Source organism: Sphingomonas sp. (genome assembly GCF_019242355.1).
GTDB lineage: Bacteria > Pseudomonadota > Alphaproteobacteria > Sphingomonadales > Sphingomonadaceae > Sphingomicrobium.
The window spans coordinates 1-23,303 of the sequence record NZ_JAFAVR010000213.1 but is presented as its reverse complement, the minus strand read 5'-3'; the positions used below and the strand labels follow the sequence as shown (position 1 = coordinate 23,303).

The following is a 23,303-nucleotide window of genomic DNA, read 5'->3' as shown; positions in this document are numbered from 1 at the left end:
CGAGCACCTTCTGCTCCTCGATCGGGATGCCGAGCTTCTGGTAGGTCTTCAGGATCTCGGGATCGAGCTCGTCCAAGGAGCCGATCGTCTTCTTCTGCTTGGGCTCGGCGTAATAATAGGCGTCCTGGTAATCGATCGGCGGCACGTTGAGCTTCGCCCAATCGGGCGGCGTCATCATCAGCCATTGGCGATAGGCCTTGAGCCGCCAGTCGAGCATCCATTCCGGCTCGTTCTTCTTGCCGGAGATGAAGCGGACGATGTCTTCGCTGAGCCCCTTGGGCGCGAATTCCTGCTCGACGTCGGAGACGAAGCCCCACTCGTAGTCGGCGAGCTTTTCGGCCGCTTCATGCGCCTCGCGGTTGCGGACGGTGTCGGTCGCTCGGTCGGTCACTGGGCGAGCTCCGTCAGGGTCACCGCATTGAGCGCGCCGCGCACCGCGTTCGACACGACACCCATGTGCGGCTTCAGGCGGCAGTGGGCGTCCAGGGCGCAATCGGACGCGTCCTCGTGGCCGCTGCACTGGGTCATGGCGATCGGGCCTTCGACCGCCTCGACGATGTCGGCGAGGCTGATCTCCGGCGCCGGGCGCGCCAGCGTGAACCCGCCACCGGCGCCGCGAACGCTGCTCAGCAGGCCGGACACCGCAAGCTGCCCCATCAGCTTCTGCGCGGTTGGAAGCGGCACGCCGGTCTCGCCCGCAAGCTCGGTCGCGCTGAGGCGCGCAGCCGCGGGGCGGCGGGCGGCGGCGGTCATCAGGACGACCGCATAATCGGCGAGGTGGCTGAGGCGCATGATCCTAATTCGGAGCTTTCCGGTAGGATTTAGCAAGTTGCGACTGAAAACTCAACCGGTCGCGGGCAGCGGATTGCGTCGGCGGACCTGCAATGACAGACGAACGGCCGATGGCGCTCTACCCTTTCCTTCGTCCGCTGGTCTTCAGGATCGATGCCGAGAAGGCGCACCGGGCGACGATTGCGGCGCTGAAGCTTCGAACCGGCACCGGGTTCACGCCCGAGCCGCCGTGGACGCCGACGCTTAGAACCGAGGTCGCGGGGCTCGACTTCTGGAATCCCATTGGCCTGGCAGCCGGCTTCGACAAGGACGCCGAAGTGCCCGAGCAAATGCTCGGCCTCGGCTTCGGCTTCGTCGAGGTGGGCACGGTGACGCCGCGGCCGCAGGAGGGCAATCCGAAGCCGCGACTGTTCCGGCTGGCGGAAGATGAAGCCGTGATCAACCGCATGGGCTTCAACAATGCCGGGCAGGAGGCCGCCCTTGGCCGGCTTCGGAAGCGCTACCGCACCGCCGGCCTGGTCGGCGTCAACGTCGGCGCGAACAAGTCCAGCATGGCGACCGGCCGGGGTGTCGGTCGTCAGGATGGGCTCAGCGACGGCATCGCGGATTATGTCGCGGGCGTCCGGGCGATGAGTCCGGTCGCCGACTATGTCACGATCAACATCAGCTCGCCCAACACGCCCGGCCTGCGCGGCCTTCAGGACGAGGGGGCGCTGGAGGAATTGCTGGCCGCGGTGCGCGGTGTAGGGACCGACAAACCCGTCTTTTTGAAAGTCGCGCCGGACCTCGGCGAGGGCGATCCCGAGCGGATCGTGCGGGCGGCCATCGACCATGGCGTCGCCGCGATCATCGTCTCGAACACGACCGTATCGCGGCCGCAGCTGAAGTCGCGTTTCGTCGGCGAGGCGGGAGGCCTCTCGGGGCGGCCGCTCAAGCCACTGGCCCTCGATGCGCTCCGCCGCTTTCGGCGCGCGTCCGGCGGCGACATTCCATTGATCGGCGTCGGCGGGATCGCCAGCGCCGACGACGCCTGGGAACGCATCCGCGCCGGCGCGAGCCTGATTCAGCTCTATTCGGCGATGGTCTACACGGGGCCGGGAATCGCGCGGCGCATCGCTCGCGGGCTCGCCGATCGGCTGAAGCGCGAGGGCTTCGCCAACATTGCCGACGCGGTCGGGACGGAAGCCTAGCGCGGCAGCGTCAGAACCACGCCTTCGCGGCGCGGGTCGGCGGCGCCGTCGATTCGCCCGTTACGCATCAGGACCGCCGTGACGCCGGAATCCTCGCCGACGCCGGGCTGCAGGTCGATGCCTCGCTGTCGCAGCCCGGCGAGCACGCCAGGCGAGAATTTGGTGACCTCGCCATTGAACGCGTCACCGCGCGCGACGAGATTCGGCGCCGCCAGCGCCTCATGCATCGGCATGTGCCAGTCGATCGCGGCGACCAGGCATTTTGCGACATAGGCGATGATGGCGTTGCCGCCAGCAGACCCGATCGCGCCTGCGAAACGGCCGTCCTGGTCCAGCAGGATTGCCGGCACCATGGATGAGCGTGGACGCTTGCCGGCCCGCACCGCATTAGCGACGGGGCGGCCTTGATCGTCCGTCGGATTGAACGAGAAGTCGGTCAGCTGATTGTTGAGGAAGAATCCGTCGACCATCCGACCGGTGCCGAAGATGCTTTCGACCGTGGTCGTCATCGACACGACGTTGCCGTCGCGGTCGCGAACGATCAGGTGGGAGGTGCCGGTCGGGTCGATTGTCGCATCGACTCCGGAGACAAGCGCCCCCGATGGCACGCCGGCGTCGGGCGGATCGCCGGCGGTGCTGCCGATCAGCCGCGCCCGCGCCGCGGCGTAAGCGGGATCGATCAGCCCGCTCACCGGCACGTTCACGAATGCGGGATCGCCCACGTAGCGGTCGCGGTCGGCGTACATCAGGCGGCTGGCCTGGGCGAACAGGAACCAGGATTGGGGATCGCCCGGACCCCGCGCGGCGATGTCCGTCCGCTCAAGAATCTGCATCAGCTCGATGAGGCCCGCGCCGCTTCCGGGCGGCGGGTTGGTACAGAGCGTGTAGGCCCGGTAATGGCCGCACACCGGATCGCGCTTGACCGGGCGATAGGCCGCAAGGTCCGCCATCGTCATCGTTCCGGCGAGCGGTCCCTGACGAGTGCGTGCGACAATCTTCGCGCCGGTCGACCCGCCGTAGAGCGCGACGATCCCCTGCGAGGCGAGGCGGCGCAGGAAGTCCGCATAGGGCCGGTTGACCAGCCGGTCGCCGGCATTGAGCAGGCCGCCGTCCGGCCTCGAGAAATAGCGCAGGACATCGGGCGCCGCATTCTCCGGTTCATGACCGTGGATCAGCCGGCCGAGACGCGGCGAGACGATGAAGCCGTTGCGCGCAGTCCGCTCCGCATCGCCGAACAGCCCGGACCAGGGCAGCCGGCCGTGCTCGCGATGCGCGAGGTCGAGCATCCTCAGCACACCGGGAACGCCGGTCGCACGACCGCTCAGAACCGCGGTCGCGAACGGCAGCGGCTTGCCGGACGCGTCCTGGAACATGGTCGGCGACGCCTGCGCCGGCGCAACTTCGCGGCCGTCATAGATCGTGATCTTGCCGGTGCGTCCGTCGCGGTAGACCATGAAGGCGCCGCCCGCGACGCTCGAGCTCTGCGGCTCGACGAGCGAGAGCATCGCCTGAATGGCAATCGTCGCGTCAATGGCGCTGCCGCCGCGCTTTAGGACGTTCAGACCCGCCCGTGCGGCCAGTGGGTTGGCGGCGATGACGAAGGGCTGGGCTGAAGCCGGGCGCGCAAACGAGGTCGGGCGCGCCGGCGCTCCAGCAGCGGGAATCAGCGATAGACAGGCGAGGGCGGCACACAGCCGAGGGAAGAAACGCATCATCGGGCGCCTAACGCACAAGTGCGCCCCGCGTCCACGAGGAGTGGCGCGGCAACCGCAATCGGCTAAGACCCGTCCCTGGGAGGACCATCTTGGCGCGGCAGCTCGAACGGTTCGAAAACCTCGTTGCACTGTTCCTGGCGCGAGCGGCCGAGAAGGGGGACGCACCGTTTCTCTGGACGAAGCGCGAGGGCGAGTGGCAGGGGACCAGCTGGTCCGAGGCGGCACGGCAGGTCACAGCGCTCGCCGCAAGCCTGCGCCGAATCGGCCTCCAGCCTGGCGATCGCGTCGCCCTCGTCAGCGAGAACCGGCCCGAGTGGCTGATCGCCGACCTTGGCATCATGGCCGCCGGCTGCATCACGGTCCCGACCTACACGACCAACACCACGCGCGATCATACCCATGTGCTGGGCAATTCGGGCGCAGCCGCGGTCATCGTATCGAGCCAGAAGCTCGCACGGCCGCTGATCCCGGCGGTGCTCACTTCGTCCGACTGCAGGCACGTCATCGGCATCGATGACGTCCGCACCGGACAGGCGCCGGAGAATGTGGAGGTTCACCGCTGGGCCGACCTGGTCAGCGCGCCGCCAGAGACCGATGTTGCCCGCGAGCATGCGGAGCAGCTGGGCCGCAACGACCCGGCCTGCATCATCTACACCAGCGGGACCGGCGGCGCGCCCCGCGGAGTGCGCCAGCACCACGGCGCGATCCTCCATAATGTCGAGGGCTGCACCGACGTCATCTCGACCGACTTCAGCTGGGGCGACGAGGTGTTCCTGTCGTTCCTGCCGGCGAGCCATGCGTACGAACATAGCGGCGGACAGCATTTCCCGATCGCCCTGGGCGGGCAGATCTATTACGCCGAAAGCCTCGAAAAGCTGGCCTCGAACATCGAGGAGGTGAGGCCGACCATCATGGTCGTTGTGCCCCGGCTGTTCGAGATGCTGCGGACCCGCATCCTCCGCTCGATCGAGGCGAGCGGTGGCATCTCGGAATATCTGCTCGAGCGGGCGCTCGGGATCGGCAGCGCGCGCTACAACCGCAAGTTCAGGCCGTGGCACCTGCCGATGGACGCCTTCCTCGGCCTGACGCTGCGGCGCCGGGTGCGCGCCAAGGTCGGCGGCAGGGTCAAGGCGTGGGTTTCGGGCGGTGCACCGCTCAATCCCGAGGTCGGCATGTTCTTCCAGTCATTGGGAATCACCTTCCTGCAAGGCTATGGCCAGACCGAGGCGGGACCGGTGATCAGCTGCAACCGCCCCAGCCCCGGCATCCGCCTCGACACGGTCGGCGTGCCGCTGATGAACACCGAGGTCCGCATCGCCGAGGACGGCGAGATCATGGTTCGCGGCGAGAACGTCATGCATGGCTATTGGCGCAACCCGGAGGAAAGCGCGCGCGCGCTCAGGGATGGATGGCTCGCGACCGGAGACGTCGGGCATTTCGACGGCAAGGGCCGGATCGTCATCACCGATCGCAAGAAGGACCTTCTGGTCAACGACAAGGGCGACAATATCGCGCCGCAGCGGATCGAGGGCATGCTGACGCTTCAGCCGGAGATCGCGCAGGCCATGGTCTATGGCGACCGGCGGCCGCACCTCGTCGCACTATTGGTACCCGACCCAGAGATCGCGGATCGGTCCGACCTTCAGCAGCGGCTGCAAGAGGCGCTGGACCGGGTGAACGGCGACCTGTCGGTGATCGAGCGCGTGCGTCGCTTCATCGTCGCCGACGCTCCGTTCGCGATCGAAAACGAGCAGCTGACGCCGTCGCTCAAGATCCGGCGGCACGTCATCACCGGCGCCTATGGCGACCGGTTGAGCGCGCTCTACAGGCGCTAGCTGCCGGCTGGCTTAGCGCGGTACGGTATAGGGCGTGAACTCGCCGAACAGACAGCTGCCGACGTCCATCCGGCTGGCCGTGTTGACCATGCGCACGATGTCGCCGCGGCAGGACTCGGCTGGGCCGAACGTGCGCGTGACCATCGCCGCGTCGCCGCCGAGCCCGTTGCACGGGCCCTGCATGTGACCGATGTAGACGGTGCCGGCGCCGCGACGGTACGCGACGGTGCTTTCGTCGATGACGACCATGTCGTTCATTTCCCGGCTCGACAGGCACTGCATCGGCGGGCCGGCGACCTTGCCCGCGGTCAGCCGTTCGAATTGCGCCTGGCCCTCTGACGAACGCGCCATGGGGGGCGGAGCGGTCGTGCACGACGCCAGCGCGCCGAGCCCGATCATGACTGGAAGAGCAATGCTGCGCATGTTCATCTCCTCACCTTGCCGAGCCCTTATTCGGCGACCGCGTTCATGAACGGAAGCTGTCTTTCGCCGTACGCAAGGCCGCAAAGTCGCTTGCGTTTGCTGCTCGAACGAAAGGGTTGGTCGCCCGTTCCTGAGCGACCGTGGTCGGGAGTGTGATCGCGAAGTGGTCGCGCAGCTCCTGCACTTCGGCGAGTCGGCGTGCGATCGCGCCATTGCCGGGTTCCGCGTGAGCGGCGAAGCGGGCGTTGGCGAGGGTATATTCGTGCGCGCAATAGAGACGCGTGCCTTCCGGCAACTCGGCAAGGCGCTGAAGGGACCCATACATCTGCTCCGGCGTGCCCTCGAACAGCCGGCCACAGCCCATCGCGAACAGGGTGTCGCCGACGAAGGCCACTCCGTCCTCGTCGAAGATCAACGCGATATGGCCAAGCGTATGGCCGGGGACCTCGATCACCCGGCCGACGCGGCGGCCAAGCCGGATCGTGTCGCCCTCGGCCAAGGGAACGTCGATGCCCGGGATCGTCTCCCCGCCCGGGCCGGAAATTCGGGCGCCGGTAGTTTCCTTGACAACGAGGTTGCCGCCGGTGTGGTCGCGATGCCAATGCGTGTTCCACACCTGGCCGATGGCCCAGCCGCGCCGTTTCGCCTCACCGAGCGCGGCCGCCCCATCGCCCGGATCGACCACCGCCGTTTCGCGGCTCGCATCGTCGTGGACGAGCCAGATGTAATTGTCGGCGAAGGCTGGAACGGGAACGATCTCCATAGCTACCATTCGCCGACGTTGGGCATCGACGCCCAGGGTTCGGCTGGTGCCAGCGCCTCGCCTTCCTGGAGAAGCTCGATCGAGATTGCGTCCGGGCTTCGAACGAAGGCCATCCGGCCGTCGCGCGGCGGGCGGTTGACGGTGACACCCGCGTCCATGAGGCGGCGGCAGGTCGCGTAGATGTCGTCGACCCGATAGGCGAGATGCCCGAAGTTCCGGCCGCCCGAATAAGCGGCGTCCTGGTCCCAATTGTGGGTCAGCTCGACCTCACCGCCGTCATCGCCGGGCACGCCGAGGAAGATCAGGGTGAATCGGCCGGCCGGGTTATCCATCCGCCGCCGTTCCTCCAGCCCAAGCAGGTTGAAGAAGCGGATTGTCGCGTCTGGATCGCTGACGCGGAGCATCGAATGCAGGAAGCGCATTGCGCCTATCTAGGGGGACGGACGTCCGTTTGCACGGTGGGCGTGACCCCGAGCATCTCGATTGCCTTCGCGGCGGCCCGGCCGACATCGCCATTGGGATCGCTGGACGCGGCGCGGGTCCAGTAGGCGCGGGCCTGATCGTCGTCGCCGACGAGATCGGCAACGTGGCCCGCCTCGAACAGGATGGTCGCGTCGCTGGGAGCAAGCGCGAGCGCCTTTGCGATCGCCGATTGCGCCTTTGGCTGGTCGCCTTCGCGGATCGCCAGCGCTGCGTTGAAATACCAGTAGAAGGGATCGCCCGAGATCGTCGCTCCGGCTTCGTCGAGCCGAGCGCGCGCGGTGCGGATGTCGCCGTCGGCCTCGGCGGCACGGGCGCGGTCGAGCAGGGCCTCCCCACGCTGAGCCCCGGCAAGGCCGGGCGCGGCGAGCGCGTGATCAAGCGCGGCAGCCGCTTTCTCGGGCTGGTTGGCGGCGATCCACAGGTTGCCGGCCGCGGCCCATATGCGCGCGGCGCGGGGATCGCTCGCCGGCGTTGCCTTCGCCGCCTGCTCGAAGCCCTGGGCGGCACCAGCCGAGTCGCCGGCCGCCTGAGCCTGGAGCGCCCGGCAGACCAGGGTATCTGGCGTGACAACGCTGCCGCACGCACCCTTGGGCTGGACAGGAACGGCGGCGGACGCCGGTTCTGCGGCGGCAAGGACGGCGGTGAGAAGGAGGATCAAGCTCGTGGCTCCGCTAGGTCGGCGACGGTGCGGAGGATCGCAGCGATTTCGTGCGGCTCCGACAGGCGATGGCCGCCGTCCTTGATCACGGTCAGCTGGACATCGCCTGAACGGAGCGCGGCAAGAGTCCTCAACGCGACGCCCAGCGGCACGGCCTCGTCCTTCTCGCCGTGGATGAGGCGGACCGGGCAATCCACGCCGATCGCATCGCCGAGAAGCAGCATCCGTTGTCCCGATTCCCAGAAGGCGCGGCTCACCTGGCCATCCTCGGGCACGCCGTCGGGGAAGCCCCAGGCGGTAAAGTCCGCAGCGGCGGCGATCCCGACCAGGGCCTGCACCCGCTCCGGCCGGCGAATGGCGACATGGAGCGCGAGCCAGCCCCCCATGGACGAACCGACGAGGACCAGCGGCCCCTCCGTCAGCTGGTCGATCGCCGAGAGAACCTCCTGCAGCCAGGCATCCAGCGTGCCGTCCTCGAACCGGCCGCCGCTCGACCCCGAATAATCGAGGCGCAGCATCGCCAGTCCCCGCTCACCCGCGAATGCGTCCAGCGCCGTCGCCTTGGCGCCTTCCATGTCCGACCCGTAGCCGGGCAGGAAGACGATTACCGGGAATGCGCCTTCGCGGAGGCGGTAGCCGATCCGGCGGCCCTCGACCTGGAGGTGACGGACAGGCGGCGTGGTCATTCGGCGAGGATGTCCCGAAGCGCCTCCTTCAGCCGCGCGATCCGCTCCGCATCGACTGCTCGTCCGCGATACTGCTGGCCGGGCGGGAAGGCGGCGACCGGGTCCTCGCCGGTCTGGAAGACATAATGGTCGTAGAGCGCGCGCCACGCCAGGCGATGCTCGGCCGACATCGGGCGGAACAGCGAGTAGGCAAGGTGCAGGAGCGCCCCGTAGGGGTGTTGCGCCGCGAGCGGATCCTGATGCCACCAATAGTTCATCAGCACATTGAAGGCTCCGAGCGACTGGACCCCGTGCCACCACATATAGGGGATGTAGACCGCATCACCTGGCTCCAGCTCGGCAATGAGCGCTGCATCGAGCGCCTCGCGGTAGCGTGGGAACCGGTCGAAGTCGGGCCGGTCCATCGCGACCATGCTGATCGGGACGTTGGCGGGCGTGACGTCGATGGGTCCCGGATACAGGTTCGGCGTCTGCTCCGCCGGGAAGAGGACGAAGCGCCGGCGCCCGGCGACCACGCAGGCGAGATTGTCGGCAACGTCGAAATGCGGCGCGACCGTGACCTTGTTGCCGATCCAGACGCGCGCCCGTGTGCCCTCGGGGACCAGCGCGTTCGGGTTGTCCTCTTCGAGCCCAGGCAGGCAATCCGGCGCCGACACCGCCTGCATCGCGATCGCAATGGGCTGCTCGGCGCCCTGTTGCTGGAGCAGCCCCTTGAGCACGTTGGACACCAGCTGCGACGACTGCTGGAAGTTCATCTGCTTCGATCCGGGGCGATAGAAAAACCGTCCGCCCTCCGAATGTGGAGCGACGATCGTGCTGACCGGACGGCCGTTGTAGAAGCCGTCGAGATAGGCGACCGCGGCTTCATTCGAGCGCAGGCCTTCGCGCACGATCGGCCAGTCCCTGAAGGCGCCGCGGACAACGACCGGACGCCCGGCACGGACGCGCTCGTCGGGCAGGGAAGCGAGGCCGGCGCCGTCAATCTCGTCGGCGTGCTTGAGCTGTTCCAGCATTGCCGCCCCCTTTCGAGCAGAGTCCGGCAAAGCGCAATCCGTCGGAACGGCATCCGCGCAGGCTGGTTCTCCGCCTGCTCGACGGAGAATTTATCAATGCAGTACCGCAAGCTCGGCAACAGCGACCTCGAGGTCTCCGAGATCGCGCTCGGTTCCTGGCTCACCTATGGCGTCGGGGTCGAAGCCGATCAGGCGCGCGCCTGCCTGGACGAGGCGTTCGACCAGGGCATCAACTTCATCGACACCGCCAATGTCTACGGCCGCGGCGCTGCGGAGCGGTTCCTCGGGCAGGCCCTTCAGGGCCGGCCGCGCGACAGTTACATCCTCGCCATCAAATTGTTCTTTCCGATGAGCGAGACGGACCGCGGACTGTCCGCCGGCCAGGTGGAGAAGCAGCTCGACGCCTCGCTCGAGCGGCTGCGCACCGACCATGTCGATCTCTACCAATGCCACCGCTACGACGCGGACACGCCGCTCGAAGAGACCATGCATGCGCTCACCCGCGCGATCGACAGCGGCAAGACCCGCTACATCGGCTTTTCCGAATGGCCGGCCGACAAGATCAAGGCCGCGATCGACATGGCCGGAGTCGCGAGGTTCGTCTCGAGCCAGCCTCAATATTCGTTGGTCTGGCGAGCGCCCGAGGACGACGTGATCCCCCTGTGCGCCGCCAACGGCATCTCGCAGATCGTCTGGTCGCCGCTGGGCCAGGGCGTGCTCAGCGGCAAATACGACCCCGATCGGCCGCCGCCCCGCGACTCGCGCGCCGCCAGCCAGGAGATGGGCGGCTTCATGGACCGGCTGATGCAGCCCGACCTGTTGCGAGCGGTCCAGGAACTGAAGCCCATCGCCGACGACGCTGGCCTGACGCTGCCGCAGTTCGCGCTCGCCTGGGTGCTGCGCGAGCCCAACGTCGCTGCCGCCATCATCGGCGCGTCACGGCCCGAGCAGGTCCGCGAGAACGCCGCGGCGTCAGGGGCAATCGTCGATACCCGACTGTTTGAACGGGCCGAGGCGATCATCGACCGGGCGCTGGCGACGGAGCCCGCCTGAGCCGCTGTCTCAGATCGCGCCCGAGCTTCGCCGCGAAGGCGAGGTGAAGATCTCCTCGATCGTCCGGTCGAACAGCTCCGCGATACGAAAGGCGAGCGGCAGCGACGGATCATACTTGCCCGTCTCGATCGCGTTGACGCTTTGCCGCGACACTTCGAGCCGTTCGGCCAGGTCCTGCTGGCTCCAGCTGCGCTCGGCGCGCAGCACCCGGAGTCGGTTCTCCATCATGCCGCCTCCGGACGGCCGACGGTCAGCCGGTTCATGCACGAGCCAAGGCCGAGCCCGCCGAACCACAGGATGGCGATGTAATAGGACTCGACGTGACCGACGACGTCGAAGCTTTCGAGGAAGCCCCAGGCGGTCGCCACGCTGAGCGCGAAGCCGCTTGCCCACAGCGTCTGGCGAACCATCAGCATCCGGACATATTCGTCCTGTTCCTCGACCAGATAGCGGCCGACCGCGGCGAAGATGCCGATGATGGCCAGCGCCGGCAGCAGAGCGAGGACGATGGCCACCGGTCCGCTGACGAGATGATGCTTGAACCCGTAGACCGCCGTCAGGAGGAAGACTCCGTACGCAAGGCTCAACCACAGGACGCGCTTGTTGTAGCTGCGAAGTGCGGGACTGACGGTCATGGTCATTCTCCCTTCCGGAAGAAGAGCGGCGCGCAGCCCTGCGCGACGACCCACACGACCGGGATCCAGTAGGCCTCGATCAGCGGCATCACTCCGAACGCCTGCAGGAACCCCCAGACGGCGCAAGCCCCCATCGTCGCGTTGGTCGCGATGGCGTTGCGGCGCATCACCACCATGTGCTGATATTCGTCCTTCTCGTCGGAGAGGTAGCGGCCCCAGCTGGCGAAGATGCCGAGCACGGGCAGCGACGCGATGATCGCCATGGCGACTGCGGCGAGGGTTCCGACATCGCGATGCGCGCGGAGCCACACCAGCGGCGGCAGGAGGATCGCATAAGCGACCAGGAGCCAGATGATCCGGCGGGTGTGCGCCCGTTGCGCAGGGGTCATCGCCCCGACTGTTCTCGACGACTGCATTGCCAAGCTCCCATTACAAACTGACAAGCGACCTTTACGTCGTCGCTCATGAACTGTCAAGCGTGCTTTACTGGAAGGTTCGAATGCCGATTGATCGGTGGGGGCGGGTTCAGGAAGGCGCCTGGCCGTCGCACATGATCATCAGCGCCTTCCACTGCCCTGGAGTCAGCGCCGGCCGATACGCGACTCGCGGATCGTAGCTGGCGCTAAACTGCTTCGCTCTCGCGGCGCTGGCCGGATGGCTCTCGAGGAACTGCGCGCTGTACTGAGGGGCATCCTTCGACAGGCGCTGGAACAGCGCTCCCGTCGGCCTGGGTGAGACCTGCGCGCGGCGAAGCATGACAATCGCATCACTATCCGCCTGCGCCTCGTTCTGGCGCGTGTAGCTGAGCGAGACGATCTGCTCGGCATTGGCGCCGACATTGCCGGCAAACGTGCGAACCAGAGCCCCAATGCCCAGCTCGCGCAATAACGCCTCGGTCACATGCCGACGCCGGACGTGAGCGATCTCATGTGCCAGGACGCCGGCCAGAGCGTCCGGATTGGTCTCGGTAATCGCAGGCTTGAAGACAACGATGTAGCCGCCCGGAAGCGCAGCGGCGTTGAACACGTTGACGTTCAGCGCAGCGACCTTGAGTCCGTCCGGCCCCTGGGTGGCTCCCGGAGACACTCGCTCGACCAACGCCTCAAGCGCTTTCTGGCCGTCGGCATTGCGGCAGCGAAGGTCACCGAAGTCGCCGACGATGGCGCTTCCGACGTCGCGTTCCCAGCGCATCGGCACGTGGGGAGCGATCCAGTGCGGCGCGACGTAGCCGAAAGCGACGACCGCCGCCGTTATTGCGCCCCCCACGACGAGCGCCGGCAATAATCCGATCCGGTCGACCCAGCGGCCGTAACGCTCCTCCTTGCCCAGCAGAGACTTCACCTGGGTCGCCGATTCCAGCGGCAGGAGGAGGCGCCAGCCCGGCTGATCCTTGCGTCCGAGCCTCAATGTGTCGGGTCCAGGATCGTATCGGCGAAGGTCGGCTGCCGCGATCTCGTCCGACCAGCCGCTCTCCTGGCTGAGCCGAATGCCGGCAGGATCGAACGTGACAGCAACCGCGTGCGGGTGGCCGGTCACGCCGTCGTAGAGACGGCCCTCGACCAAGGCCTAGATCGCCCCGACGTCGAATGCGTCGGCAAAGCCCTCCGCTTCCCGCGGCGCATGGGTCGTCGACTGGGTCAGCTCGCCGATGTCGATCGTGCCGTAGACCCGCAGGTGACGGACCATGAACGACCAGTTGCGATAGCCCCAGTAGGTCATTCCGAATCCGAGCGTGATGATCGCAAGGCCGATATTGCCCAGGAACAGGCCGAGCCACTGCAGGGTCGTCGCTTCGAACGCGAACGAGAGCTCGCCGAGCGAGGTCGCGGCGGCCGCCTTGCGATAATATTTCGCGTACCAGTTGAGCGTCATCAGCGGGATCGCGAGATAGGCGACCAGGAATAGGATGACCGCGATCGCTCCGAACCCGATGCTGGCCACCGCGTTGGCATGGCCGCTCGCAAGGAGGCCGAGCGCGCCGAGCAACAGGAAGCCGAGGACGAGCGCCCCCAGCGGCACCAGGTAGATCAACGCCCACGGCCAGCCGAGCCCCTCCGCATCGAGGCGCGCGTCGAACTCGAGGGGCCCGAAGCTCATCTTGTTCCAGCGCTCGTTCCATAGCTCGGTCGCGAGCCACGGCCACGCGATCCAGACCGTGATCGCGGCGAGGAACACCCGGCCGAGATATTCGCGGCCGTAGGCCCAGCCCGGATTGTCGCTGCCACCGCGGATCCCGTGCCAGGTGCTGCGCGACAACCGATACCGCAGCGCCCGGAAGCGCGCGAAGCCCCCCAGATAGACCAATGCGGCGTAGAAGAGCAGAAGGACGCCCAATGCCTCAGCCTGCATCCCGCGAGCAATGAGCGCGGGGAACACGAACTGGAAGAACAGCAGGAACGGCGCGATCACCAGCATGACGATCAGGAAGCCGATGAACATCTCCTTGCCCGTGCCGGTCCATTCGAGGCTGTCATCGATGACGTGCGTCCGCGACCACAGGTAGCGCCGCTGCCGGGCGGCCGCCCAGAAACGATAGATGCCCAGCGTGCAGATGATCAGCAGCAGGTTGGTGACCGCGATCGGCAGGTACTCGCGCCAGTTACCGGTGAAGCGGATGGCGCGGCCATCCTCGGCCGCCGCGCCGGTATGTGCATCCATCGATTTCCCCCTTGCCCCCGAGCACCGGCGAAGCTGCAGCGAACGCAACGGCTTGGCAAGTCACGACGCTTGTGCGGTTGAGACGCTTGTCCCGCGCCGCTACATGCCGCTCACCATGACCAGGATGTTCAAGATCGCCCTTCCCGACGGCTCGGTTCGGGAAATGCCCGAAGGCTCGACGCCGGCGGACGTGGCCGCCGCGATCGGCCCGGGTCTCGCCAAGGCCGCGATCGCTGCGAAGGTCGATGGCGAGCTGCGCGACATCGGCCGCCCGTTCGAGGAGGACTCGAGGCTCGAGCTGGTCACCAACCGCGACGAGGCGGAGGCGCTCGACCTCGTCCGCCACGACTTCGCCCACATCCTCGCCGAAGCGGTGCAGACCCTCTACCCGGGCACGCAAATCACCTTCGGCCCGGCGACCGACGACGGCTTCTACTATGATTTCGCCCCGACTGCGGAGCGCGGCGCCTTCACCGAGGAGGATCTGCCGGCGATTGAGGAGGAGATGCGACGCATCATCGACCGCGACGAGCCTCTGGTCCGCGAGGTCTGGGACCGGCACGACGTCCGCGCGCTGTTCGAGAAGCAGGGCGAGCGCTTCAAGGCCGAGTGGGTGATGGAGCTGCCTGAGGGCGAGCCGATCACCATGTACCGCTCGGGCAGCAAGCCCGACGCCTGGATCGACCTCTGCCGCGGTCCGCACCTCGCCTCGACCGGCAAGCTCGACCCGCAGTCGTTCAAGCTCACCCGCGTGTCCGGCGCCTACTGGCGCGGCGATCCGAAGAACCCGATGCTGAGCCGCATTTACGGGACCGCCTGGCTCAACAAGAAGCAGCTCGACGCGCATCTCGTCCGGCTGGAGGAAGCGGCCAAGCGCGACCACCGCAAGATCGGGCAGGAGATGGACCTGTTCCATCTGCAGGCTGAAGCGCACGGCAGCGTTTTCTGGCACCCGAAGGGCTATCTCGTCTGGCGGCAGCTCGAAGCCTACATGCGCCGCCGCCTCGACGCCGCCGGCTATGTCGAGGTGAAGACGCCGCAGCTGATGGACGCCCGCCAGTGGGAGAAGAGCGGCCACTGGGGCAAATATCGCGAGAACATGTTCGTCGTTCCCGATGAAATCCCGTCGACCGAAGACGACAAGGCGATCCTGTCCGGCGACGCCGACCTGATGGCGCTGAAGCCGATGAACTGCCCGGCGCACGTCCTCATCTTCAAGCAGGGCATCACCAGCTACCGCGACCTGCCGATCCGCATGGCCGAGTTCGGCTGCTGCCACCGGAACGAGCCGCACGGCGCGCTGCACGGCATCATGCGGGTGCGTCAGTTCACGCAGGACGATGCCCATATCTTCGTGCGCGAGGACCAGCTGATCGACGAGATCAAGGCGTTCTGCGACCTGCTCGACAGCGTCTACCGCGACCTTGGTTTCGACCAGTACGCGATCAAGCTCGCGCTTCGTCCGGAGCAAAGGTACGGCAGCGACGAGGAATGGGACCGGGCCGAGCAGGTGCTCCGCGACGCCGTCGCCGCCGCGGGACGCGCGACGCCCGAGTTCGGCTGGGAGGAGCTGCCCGGCGAAGGCGCCTTCTATGCTCCCAAGCTCGAATTCCACCTGACCGACGCCATCGGCCGCACCTGGCAGGTCGGCACCATCCAGGCCGACACCGTGCTGCCCGAGCGGCTCGACGCGACCTATGTCGGCGAGGACGGCGCCAAGCACCGCCCGGTCATGCTCCACCGCGCGATCCTCGGCACGTTCGAGCGCTTCATCGGCATCCTGATCGAGCATCACGCCGGCAAGTTCCCGCTGTGGCTATCGCCGGTGCAGACGGTCGTCGCGACCATCGTGTCCGACGCCGACTCCTATGCCAAGGAAGTCGCCGCCAAATTGTCGAAAGCCGGCATTCGGGTCGAAACCGATCTCCGCAACGAGAAGATCAACTACAAGGTCCGCGAGCACAGCCTCGCGAAGGTGCCGCTGCTGCTGGTCGTCGGCAAGCGCGAGGCCGAGGAAGGCACCGTCGCGCTTCGCAGGCTGGGCTCCGAGGAACGTCAGCTGGTCATGACCGCCGATGAGGCGATCACCATGATCCAGTCGGAGGCCGTCGCCCCCGACCAGCGGTGACGCCACGCCGCCACAGGCCGCGGCGAAAATGACTCACGAATCCTCGCGCGGACTTTCCATCTGCCGCGCGAGTGCCTAATTCGGCACCGTCCAACAAGTACGATCGGAGACATCGCTATACCACCGCCCTATCCGCGCCGAGGAATGGCGCCGCCGCCACCGATGAGCGGCCCCCGCTACAACGAGTTCATCCAGTCCCAGAAGGTCCGGGTGATCGACGAGAACGGCGAAAACCTGGGCGTCATGTATACGCGCGAAGCCTTCGAGCAGGCGCAGTCCGTGGGCCTCGACCTGGTCGAGATCTCTCCCAACGCGGACCCGCCCGTCGCCAAGTTCCTCGACATCGGCCGCTACAAGTACGAGGCCCAGAAGAAGGCCAACGAACAGCGCAAGAAGCAGAAGACGCAGGAGATCAAGGAGATCAAGATGCGTCCGAACATCGATGACCACGACTATGACACCAAGATGAAGAAGGTGTTCGAGTTCATCGACGAGGGCGATAAGGTGAAGGTCACCATGCGTTTCCGCGGTCGCGAGATGGCGCACGGCGAGCTCGGCATGGCGGTGCTCCGCCGGGTCCAGGAACAGACCGCCGAAGTCGCCAAGATCGAGGCGCATCCCCGCATGGAAGGCCGCCAGATGCTGATGGTCCTCGCCCCCAAGTAAGCAGCAAGCCATTGCAGGTGACGGCCTGACATCGGTGTTGCAGCCGTGCGCCAGCCGGACGTGATTGTCGCGGTCGGTCCGGGAGCCATGCTTCCTTTGCCGGCCCATTGCCGTTAGCTCCTCCCGAGGTGCTCATTCGAGCAAGGGGGAGAGATCATGCGCAAATCGACGTGGCTGCTGTCGGCGGCCGTACTCAGCTTGGCCGCGCCGGCGGTCGGCCAGACGACCGCGCAATCGACTACCGACACCGACAAGGCGGCCGCCCGGACCACCCAGGGCGCCACCGAGGGCGCAGCGGTCCAGGACCAGGCGCGCGAGCAGCAGCCGGTCGATTCCAGCGACATCATCGTCACCGCGACCCGCCGCAACGAAGCCCTCTCGGACGTTCCGATGGCCGTCAGCGCGCTTACGGCGAAGACACTTCAGTACAGCGGCGCGACCGACATCCGGCAGCTCAACCAGCTGTCGCCCTCCCTGCTCGTGTCCTCGACGACGTCGGAGGCCGGCGCTGCCGTCGCCCGCATCCGCGGCATCGGGACCGTCGGAGACAATCCGGGCCTCGAGAGCTCGGTCGGCCTGTTCATCGACGGAGTCTATCGCGCGCGCACCGGCATCGGCCTGACCGACCTTGGCCCACTCGACCGGATCGAAGTCCTGCGCGGACCGCAGGGCACGCTGTTCGGCCGCAATACTTCGGCGGGGCTGATCTCCATCATCACCGCGAAGCCCCGTTTCCAGCCCGAAGTGAGCGGCCAGGTCGACGTCGGCAACTATAATTTCCGCCGCATCCAGGCGAGCGCGACCGGTCCGGTCAGCAATGCCGTTGCGCTTCGGCTCGACGGCGTCTGGGACAAGCGCAATGGCTTCGTCACCGATGTGATTTCGGGCCGCCGTGTCAACAACCGCGACCGCTGGATGCTGCGCGGCCAAATGCTGTTCAAGCCGAGCGACAACCTGTCGTTCCGCCTGATCGCCGATTATTCGAGGCAGAACGAAGAATGCTGTGCGGCGCCTTTCCTGCCGTCGCACGACGTGGTCTCCAACGGCAGCGGCGGCGTCACCGTGCTGCCGACTTCGTCCATCGTGACGCTCGAGCGCGCGATTGGCGGCGTCATCGAAGACAGCGCAAATGGCCGGAAGGTGTCGCTCACGCCCGGCCGGACCGACCGCTCCGACGTCCGCGACGGCGGGGTTTCCGGTGAGCTCGTGTACGACTTCGGCGGGGCGGAGCTGACATCCGTAACCGCCTACCGGTCGAACAAGTTCGTCGGCGGCATCGATGCCGACTTCAACAATCTCGACATCCTCTACCGCGATGACAATGGTGGGTTGGGCAACAAATTCACGACATTCAGCCAGGAACTGCGGTTGCAGGGCAACAGCTGGAACAACCGCATCGACTGGCTGATCGGCGGCTATTTCGACGACGAACGGCTGACCCGCCACGACAATCTCTCGGTCGGCGCCGATGGCGACCTCTATTTCGGCACGCTGGTGCGGGCGAGCAACCCGGCACTGGCCGCCTTCCCCGGCTTCAACCAGCTGAACCTGTTCGCCCAGGGCTTCGTGGCCAACCAGCTGGCGACCAACCCCGCGTTTGCTGGCATTCCGGCGCCAGCCTATCCGCTGGTCGTCAACGCCGTCGCCAGCCAGGTCGTCAACACGCCGCTGTCCAACCAGACCACGCAGGACGTGTTCCGGCAGAAGGATCGCAACTACGCCCTCTTCACCCACGACATCTTCAAGATCACCGACCAGCTCTCGCTAACACTCGGTGCGCGCTACACATTGGATCGCAAGTCGCTGAACGCCGATCTGCAAAGCAGCAGCGTTTGCGCGGCGTACGAGGGCAATATCCTGAGGCTCCAGCAACTCGCGGCAGCCGCAGCGGCGGATCCGACCGGCAATGGCGGGCTCAATCCGGCGATCGCCGGACTTGCCAACGCCCTCGCGGCGCAGGTGCTGAAACCGATCGGATCGGCGCCCTGCGTCCTCAACTCGGTGAATGGCAGCTTCGGGGGCGCTCGCAACAAGGAGGACAAATTCTCCGGCACCGCAGTGCTCAGTTACAAGCCCACGGACCGGCTGCTGACCTATGCGAGCTTCTCGCGCGGGTACAAGAGTGGCGGGTTCAACCTCGATCGTTCGGGGCTCAATCAGGCCGCGCCCAGCCTCGATCAGCTTCGCTTCAAGCCCGAAGTCAACGACGCCTTCGAGGTCGGCGCCAAGTACCACGGCCGCGCCATCGACGTGAACCTCGCCCTGTTCCACGAAGCCTTCCGCGACTTCCAGTTGAACACCTTTAACGGCATCAATTTCGTCGTCGAGAACGTGAACAGCTGCAGGCGGAGTCTGAGCGGCGCCGACAGCGACAACAACCCCGCAACCGGCGCGTGCACGGGCGGCCTCGGCAGCGGCGTCATCAGCAAGGGCTTCGAGCTGGAGGCGTTCACCCGCCCTCTCGCGGACGTCCAGTGGAACGGCGGACTTGTCATGGCGGACACACGCTATCGCCATAACCTGGTCGGTGCCGGCGGGTCGCCGCTGACCAACGTCCTGTTCCAGCTTCCCGGTCGGCAAATCTCGAACGCGCCGAGATGGACGGCAACGACCAGCTTCGCCTGGACACCTTCTCTGGGGTCGAACTTGCGCGGCCTTATCTACGTCGACGCCCGGTACATGAGCCAGTTCAACACCGGCTCCGACCTCGACATCGAGAAGACGCAAAAGGCATTCACGCTAGTCAATGCGCGGGTCGGCGTGCACGCACCGGACGACAGCTGGTCACTCGAATTCTGGGGACAGAACGTCTTCAACAAGCGCTATATCCAGGTCGGCTTCGACGGCCCCGTGCAGGGCTCGGGCACGACGCGCGGTGTCGCTGCGGGCTTTTACCCAATCTCGACGCAACTCTACGGTGGCTTTCTCGGCGAGCCTCGGACTTTCGGCATGACCCTGCGCGGGAAGCTTGGCTTCGACCGGCCCGCACCGGCGCCTTATGTCGCGCCGCCTGCTCCCCCGCCGCCGCCGCCCGCCCCGGCGTCCCAGACGTGCGCGGACGGAACGGTCATCCTCGCGACCGACGCTTGCCCGGCTCCGCCGCCGCTGGCACCTCCGCCCGCCACCAACGGCGAGCGCGGTTAGCGAGCACGTCGGCAAGGCTCGCTCACACCGGCGGGCCTTTTCCCTTCAGGCAGCTTCGGCCCGCGCCGAGTCCATGGCCGCCTCGAGCAGCGCCGAACGCAGCGCGTCGACCTCGCCGGCGTCGAGCTTCCGGCCGTCGGCATTGGTCAAATAGAAGACGTCGACCGCGCGCTCGCCGTAGGTCGCGATGTGGGCCGAGTGGATTCGGTGCCCCTGGCCGACGATTGCCCCGGCAAGCCGTGCAAGCAGCGCCGGCCGGTCGAGCGCATGCACCTCGACCACGGTCGTTCGGGTCGAGGCCTGATCGGCGACCGAGACCGACGGCGCGACGATGAACGCCCGGCTCTTCGCCGACGCAGCTTCGACCGAAGGCAGCGCCGGCGCCGCGCCATGTCCCAGCGCCTTCTCGACCGAGCGTACCAGCCGGCCGCGCAGGCGGCGGTCGGCATAGGCCCGGCCCTGAGCGTCGTGGACCAGCAGATTGTCGAGCGCCATGCCGTCGCGCGTCGTGTGGATGCGCGCGTCGATGATGTTTGCTCCGGCCGCGGCCAGCCCCGCGCAGATGCGATAGAACAGGCCCTCGCGGTCGGGCGAGAACACCGTCACCCGCGTCGCATTGCTGTCGGCGTCCGTCTCCGCGACCACTGTCGGCTCGGCCTCGCCGATGCGCGCTTCGGCAGCCGCGACCTGACGGGCGTTGGCGACCTGCCACTCGAGCGGCTCGGCCAGCCAGTAGCTGTCGGGCAGGCGCCGGCCATGGGCGCGGACCGCGCTCGCCTTCCAGCCGAGCCGCTTGCCGAGTTCCGCCTGACGGTCCTGCACCAGCTCGGCGCGCCCGTGCTGCTTATGGCCGAGCCGGAGCCGCTCCTCGGCTGCCTCGAACAACGTCCGCAGGAGCACCCGCTTCCATTCATTCCAGATCGTCGGGCCGACCGCCCGGATGTCGACGACCGTGAGGATCAGGAGCAGCCGTAAGCGCTCCGGGCTTTGCACCTGCCGAACGAAATCCTCGATCGTCTTGGCATCGGCAAGGTCGCGCTTGAACGCCGTCGACGACATCAGCAGGTGATGGCGGACCAGCCAGGCCACCGTCTCCGTTTCCGCAGCGTCGAGCCCGAGCCGCGGGCACAGCCGGAGCGCGATCTCGGCCCCCATCTCACTATGATCGCCGCCCCGGCCCTTGGCGATGTCGTGCAGAAGCACTGCCACATAGAGCACGCGCCGCGATCCGATCTGCCGAAACAGCGCGGTCGACAGCGGATGGTCGTCGCGGAGGTCGCCGCGCTCGATCGCGGCAAGCAGGCCGAGCGCTCGGATCGAATGCTCGTCGACCGTATAATGGTGGTACATGTCGAACTGCATCTGCGCGACGACGCGGCCGAAGTCGGGAACGAAGCGGCCGAACACGCCGGTCTCGTTCATCCAGCGCAGCACGATCTCCGGCGAGTTGAGCGACGTCAGCACGTCGAGGAACAAGGCGTTGGCGCGCGGGTCGTCGCGCACCTTGCGGCCGATCAGGGCGCTGTCGCGGGTTGCGGCGCGCATCGCCGCCGGGTGCACCTCAAGCCGCTCGCGCGCGGCCAGCGCGAACAATTCGAGCAGCCGCACCGGCTCCTTGCGGAAGAAGTCGTCGTTCGGGATGGAGATGCGTCCCCGATCGAGCGTGAAGCCGCTGAGCCGCCCCGGCCGCCGCCGGATGGTCGGAAGCGCAAAGCGGAAGCCCTTCTTGCCCAATTGCTCGTCGAGCTGCGCGAGGAAGACGCCGGTCAGATCGCCCACCGTCTTCGCGTTGAGGAAGTAGAACTGCATGAACCGCTCGACCGCCGACTTCCCCGGCCGATCGGCGTAATGCATGATCCCGGCGATCTGCGGCTGGTAGGCGAAGCCGACGCGCTCCTCGGCCCGGCCGGCAAGCAGGTGCAGGTGGCAGCGCACCGACCAGAAGAAGCGCTCGGCGCGATCGAAGCGTCGGAATTCCGCGGCGCTCAGGAGGCCCGCGCCGACCAGGTCCGAAGGCCGCTCGACGCCGTGCACATATTTGCCGATCCAGTAGAGCGTGTGAAGATCGCGAAGCCCGCCCTTGCCGTCCTTGACGTTGGGCTCGACGACGTAGCGACTGTCGCCCATGCGGATGTGGCGCTGGTCGCGCTCGGCGAGCTTTGCGGCCACGAACTCGGCCGCGGTACCCGACACCACCTCCTTGCGAAAGCGGCGGATGGCGAGATCGAACAAAGCGGAATCGCCCCACAGCGCGCGGGCTTCCAGCATGGCCGTGCGCACGGTCATGTCCGTCTTCGCCTGCTGAAGCAGATCGGGAAGGGAGCGCACCGAGTGGCCGACCTTGAGCTTCAGCTCCCAGAGCAGGTGGAACAGCGCCTGCGCGGATGCTCCCTGCTCGGCCATCGGCGCCTTGGCCGTCAGCACCATCAGGTCGAGGTCGCTGTAGGGAGCCATCTCCCCGCGGCCCGAGCCGCCGAGCGCGACCAGCGTGAGGCCAGCCGTGTCCGCCGAGCCGCCCGCCACATGCTCGAAAGCGAGCCGGACGATCTGGTCGTGGAGGAACGCCGTCGCATGCGCCGCCGCCCGACCGTTTCCAGGATGCCGGGCAAGGCGCTCAGCCACCTCAGCACGGCCGGCATCGAGTGCCTCGCGCAGGACCGCTGCCGCATCCCCGCCGGCCATTCGCTCTGCAACCGCTCGCCGGTCGATGATCGCGCGCCGGTTCTCGACGTCGTGCGAAGTCATCCGCTCTGCTCCGCCGCGAGCCGCTTCAGCCGATAGAGCTGCTCCAGCGCGTCGCGCGGCGTCAGGCTGTCGGGTTCGATTGCCTCCAGCGCCGTCAGCAGCGGGTCGGGCGCGGGTTCCGCTTCGGCGCTCGCGGCGAACAGCGGCAGGTCGTCGAGGCCCGCCGCGATCCCGCCAGTCGCATCCCGGCCCGCCTCGAGCTTCGCAAGCACCGACTTCGCGCGAGCGACCACTGCCGGCGGCAGCCCCGCGAGCTTGGCAACCGCGATGCCATAGCTGCGGTCCGCCGCACCGCCGGCGACCTCGTGGAGAAGCACCAGATCACCCTTCCACTCGCGTGCCCGGACGTGGTGGAGGGACAATGCGTCCAGCCGCCCGGCCAGCCGCGTCAGCTCATAATAGTGGGTCGCGAAAAGGGTTCGGCACTTCACCTCGTCGTGCATCGCCTCGACAACCGCCCAGGCGATCGCGAGCCCGTCGTAAGTCGAGGTGCCGCGACCGATCTCGTCGAGGATGACAAGGCTCCTGGGCGTCGCCTGAGCGAGGATCGCCGCCGTCTCGACCATCTCGACCATGAAGGTCGAGCGCCCGCGAGCGAGATTGTCGGCCGCGCCGACCCGGCTGAACAGGCGGTCGACGATGCCGACCGTGGCGCTCGTCGCCGGAACGAAACTGCCGCATTGCGCGAGCACCGCGACCAGTGCCGCTTGGCGCAA

Annotated in this window: 20 protein-coding genes and 2 pseudogenes; 6 read left to right on the top strand and 16 right to left on the bottom strand. The window is 67.1% G+C overall.

All coding sequences use genetic code 11. The features are described from left to right. Both JOZ79_RS10565 and JOZ79_RS10560 read right to left on the bottom strand, forming a co-directional pair. Window positions 1–391 (bottom strand): annotated as a pseudogene (locus tag JOZ79_RS10565) (Fe-S cluster assembly protein SufB); the annotation flags it as partial. Continuing rightward, window positions 388–792 (bottom strand): Rrf2 family transcriptional regulator, encoded by a 405-nt coding sequence (locus tag JOZ79_RS10560; RefSeq protein ID WP_294073914.1) that lies wholly within the window; start codon window positions 790–792, stop codon window positions 388–390. The pseudogene JOZ79_RS10565 and the gene JOZ79_RS10560, both read right to left, overlap by 4 nt. A 110-nt stretch (window positions 793–902) precedes the next feature. Here JOZ79_RS10560 and JOZ79_RS10555 point away from each other — a divergent pair, with 110 nt between their 5' ends. Further along, a complete protein-coding gene (locus tag JOZ79_RS10555) occupies window positions 903–1,982 on the top strand; it encodes a quinone-dependent dihydroorotate dehydrogenase (RefSeq protein ID WP_294073918.1) in 1,080 nt (359 codons plus the stop codon). Here JOZ79_RS10555 and ggt read toward each other — a convergent pair. Then, window positions 1,979–3,697, bottom strand: coding sequence for a gamma-glutamyltransferase (gene ggt / locus JOZ79_RS10550; protein WP_294073913.1), 1,719 nt, complete (start codon window positions 3,695–3,697; stop codon window positions 1,979–1,981). The two genes, JOZ79_RS10555 and ggt, sit on opposite strands and share 4 nt — an antisense overlap. An 89-nt stretch (window positions 3,698–3,786) precedes the next feature. On the opposite strand from ggt, the gene JOZ79_RS10545 reads away from it, so the two are divergent. Continuing rightward, entirely contained in the window at window positions 3,787–5,532 is a 1,746-nt protein-coding gene (locus JOZ79_RS10545) for an AMP-dependent synthetase/ligase (protein WP_294073911.1), read from the top strand. Window positions 5,533–5,544: 12 nt separating this feature from the next. Here the strand turns inward: JOZ79_RS10545 and JOZ79_RS10540 are convergent, their stop codons facing one another. From JOZ79_RS10540 to JOZ79_RS10515, 6 genes are read right to left on the bottom strand one after another with little or no spacing between them, the layout of a single operon-like run. Beyond that, window positions 5,545–5,955: a hypothetical protein gene (locus tag JOZ79_RS10540; RefSeq protein WP_294073909.1), complete on the bottom strand. Its 411-nt coding sequence runs from the start codon at window positions 5,953–5,955 to the stop codon at window positions 5,545–5,547. Window positions 5,956–5,998: 43 nt separating this feature from the next. Further along, entirely contained in the window at window positions 5,999–6,718 is a 720-nt protein-coding gene (gene gloB, locus JOZ79_RS10535; RefSeq protein ID WP_366514814.1) for a hydroxyacylglutathione hydrolase, read from the bottom strand. A gap of 2 nt (window positions 6,719–6,720) precedes the next feature. Then, entirely contained in the window at window positions 6,721–7,140 is a 420-nt protein-coding gene (locus JOZ79_RS10530; RefSeq protein ID WP_294073905.1) for a VOC family protein, read from the bottom strand. A gap of 5 nt (window positions 7,141–7,145) precedes the next feature. Further along, window positions 7,146–7,859, bottom strand: a complete 714-nt coding sequence (locus JOZ79_RS10525; protein WP_294073903.1) for a tetratricopeptide repeat protein — start codon at window positions 7,857–7,859, stop codon at window positions 7,146–7,148. Further along, window positions 7,856–8,545 carry an alpha/beta hydrolase gene (locus JOZ79_RS10520; RefSeq protein WP_294073901.1) on the bottom strand — a complete coding sequence of 230 codons (690 nt, stop codon included), beginning with the start codon at window positions 8,543–8,545 and terminating at the stop codon, window positions 7,856–7,858. Before JOZ79_RS10520 ends, JOZ79_RS10525 begins: the two co-directional genes overlap by 4 nt. Beyond that, the gene (locus JOZ79_RS10515; protein ID WP_294073900.1) at window positions 8,542–9,558 is read right to left on the bottom strand and encodes a cupin-like domain-containing protein; all 1,017 of its coding nucleotides are present in this window, start codon (window positions 9,556–9,558) and stop codon (window positions 8,542–8,544) included. The genes JOZ79_RS10520 and JOZ79_RS10515 overlap by 4 nt, the downstream gene beginning before the upstream one ends. Window positions 9,559–9,654: 96 nt before the next feature. On the opposite strand from JOZ79_RS10515, the gene JOZ79_RS10510 reads away from it, so the two are divergent. Next, window positions 9,655–10,611, top strand: coding sequence for an aldo/keto reductase family protein (locus JOZ79_RS10510; protein ID WP_294073898.1), 957 nt, complete (start codon window positions 9,655–9,657; stop codon window positions 10,609–10,611). Between the two features lie 9 nt (window positions 10,612–10,620). On the opposite strand, the gene JOZ79_RS10505 is transcribed toward JOZ79_RS10510, so the two are convergent. The 5 genes from JOZ79_RS10505 to JOZ79_RS10485 form a co-directional block, all read right to left on the bottom strand. After that, a complete protein-coding gene (locus JOZ79_RS10505; protein WP_294073916.1) occupies window positions 10,621–10,836 on the bottom strand; it encodes a helix-turn-helix transcriptional regulator in 216 nt (71 codons plus the stop codon). Then, entirely contained in the window at window positions 10,836–11,246 is a 411-nt protein-coding gene (locus JOZ79_RS10500) for a hypothetical protein (RefSeq protein ID WP_294073896.1), read from the bottom strand. The genes JOZ79_RS10505 and JOZ79_RS10500 overlap by 1 nt, the downstream gene beginning before the upstream one ends. A 2-nt stretch (window positions 11,247–11,248) precedes the next feature. Beyond that, on the bottom strand, window positions 11,249–11,635 hold the full coding sequence (locus tag JOZ79_RS10495) for a hypothetical protein (RefSeq protein WP_294073894.1): 387 nt from the start codon (window positions 11,633–11,635) through the stop codon (window positions 11,249–11,251). Between the two features lie 136 nt (window positions 11,636–11,771). Next, window positions 11,772–12,809, bottom strand: a complete 1,038-nt coding sequence (locus tag JOZ79_RS10490) for a M48 family metallopeptidase (protein ID WP_294073892.1) — start codon at window positions 12,807–12,809, stop codon at window positions 11,772–11,774. A gap of 3 nt (window positions 12,810–12,812) precedes the next feature. After that, window positions 12,813–13,904: a YjgN family protein gene (locus JOZ79_RS10485; protein WP_294073890.1), complete on the bottom strand. Its 1,092-nt coding sequence runs from the start codon at window positions 13,902–13,904 to the stop codon at window positions 12,813–12,815. Between the two features lie 115 nt (window positions 13,905–14,019). Between JOZ79_RS10485 and thrS the strand changes: the two genes are divergently transcribed. The 3 genes from thrS (at window position 14,020) to JOZ79_RS10470 (ending at window position 19,842) form a co-directional block, all read left to right on the top strand. Next, a complete protein-coding gene (gene thrS, locus JOZ79_RS10480; protein ID WP_294073888.1) occupies window positions 14,020–16,032 on the top strand; it encodes a threonine--tRNA ligase in 2,013 nt (670 codons plus the stop codon). A 162-nt stretch (window positions 16,033–16,194) separates the two neighbouring features. Next, window positions 16,195–16,698 (top strand): translation initiation factor IF-3, encoded by a 504-nt coding sequence (infC, locus tag JOZ79_RS10475; RefSeq protein WP_294073886.1) that lies wholly within the window; start codon window positions 16,195–16,197, stop codon window positions 16,696–16,698. Between the two features lie 156 nt (window positions 16,699–16,854). After that, window positions 16,855–19,842 (top strand): TonB-dependent receptor, encoded by a 2,988-nt coding sequence (locus JOZ79_RS10470; RefSeq protein WP_294073884.1) that lies wholly within the window; start codon window positions 16,855–16,857, stop codon window positions 19,840–19,842. 45 nt (window positions 19,843–19,887) lie between these two features. Here JOZ79_RS10470 and JOZ79_RS10465 read toward each other — a convergent pair whose 3' ends face one another. Both JOZ79_RS10465 and JOZ79_RS10460 read right to left on the bottom strand, forming a co-directional pair. Further along, on the bottom strand, window positions 19,888–22,587 hold the full coding sequence (locus JOZ79_RS10465; RefSeq protein WP_294073882.1) for a [protein-PII] uridylyltransferase: 2,700 nt from the start codon (window positions 22,585–22,587) through the stop codon (window positions 19,888–19,890). Beyond that, a pseudogene (locus tag JOZ79_RS10460) lies at window positions 22,584–23,303 on the bottom strand (DNA mismatch repair protein MutS); the annotation flags it as partial. The gene JOZ79_RS10465 and the pseudogene JOZ79_RS10460, both read right to left, overlap by 4 nt.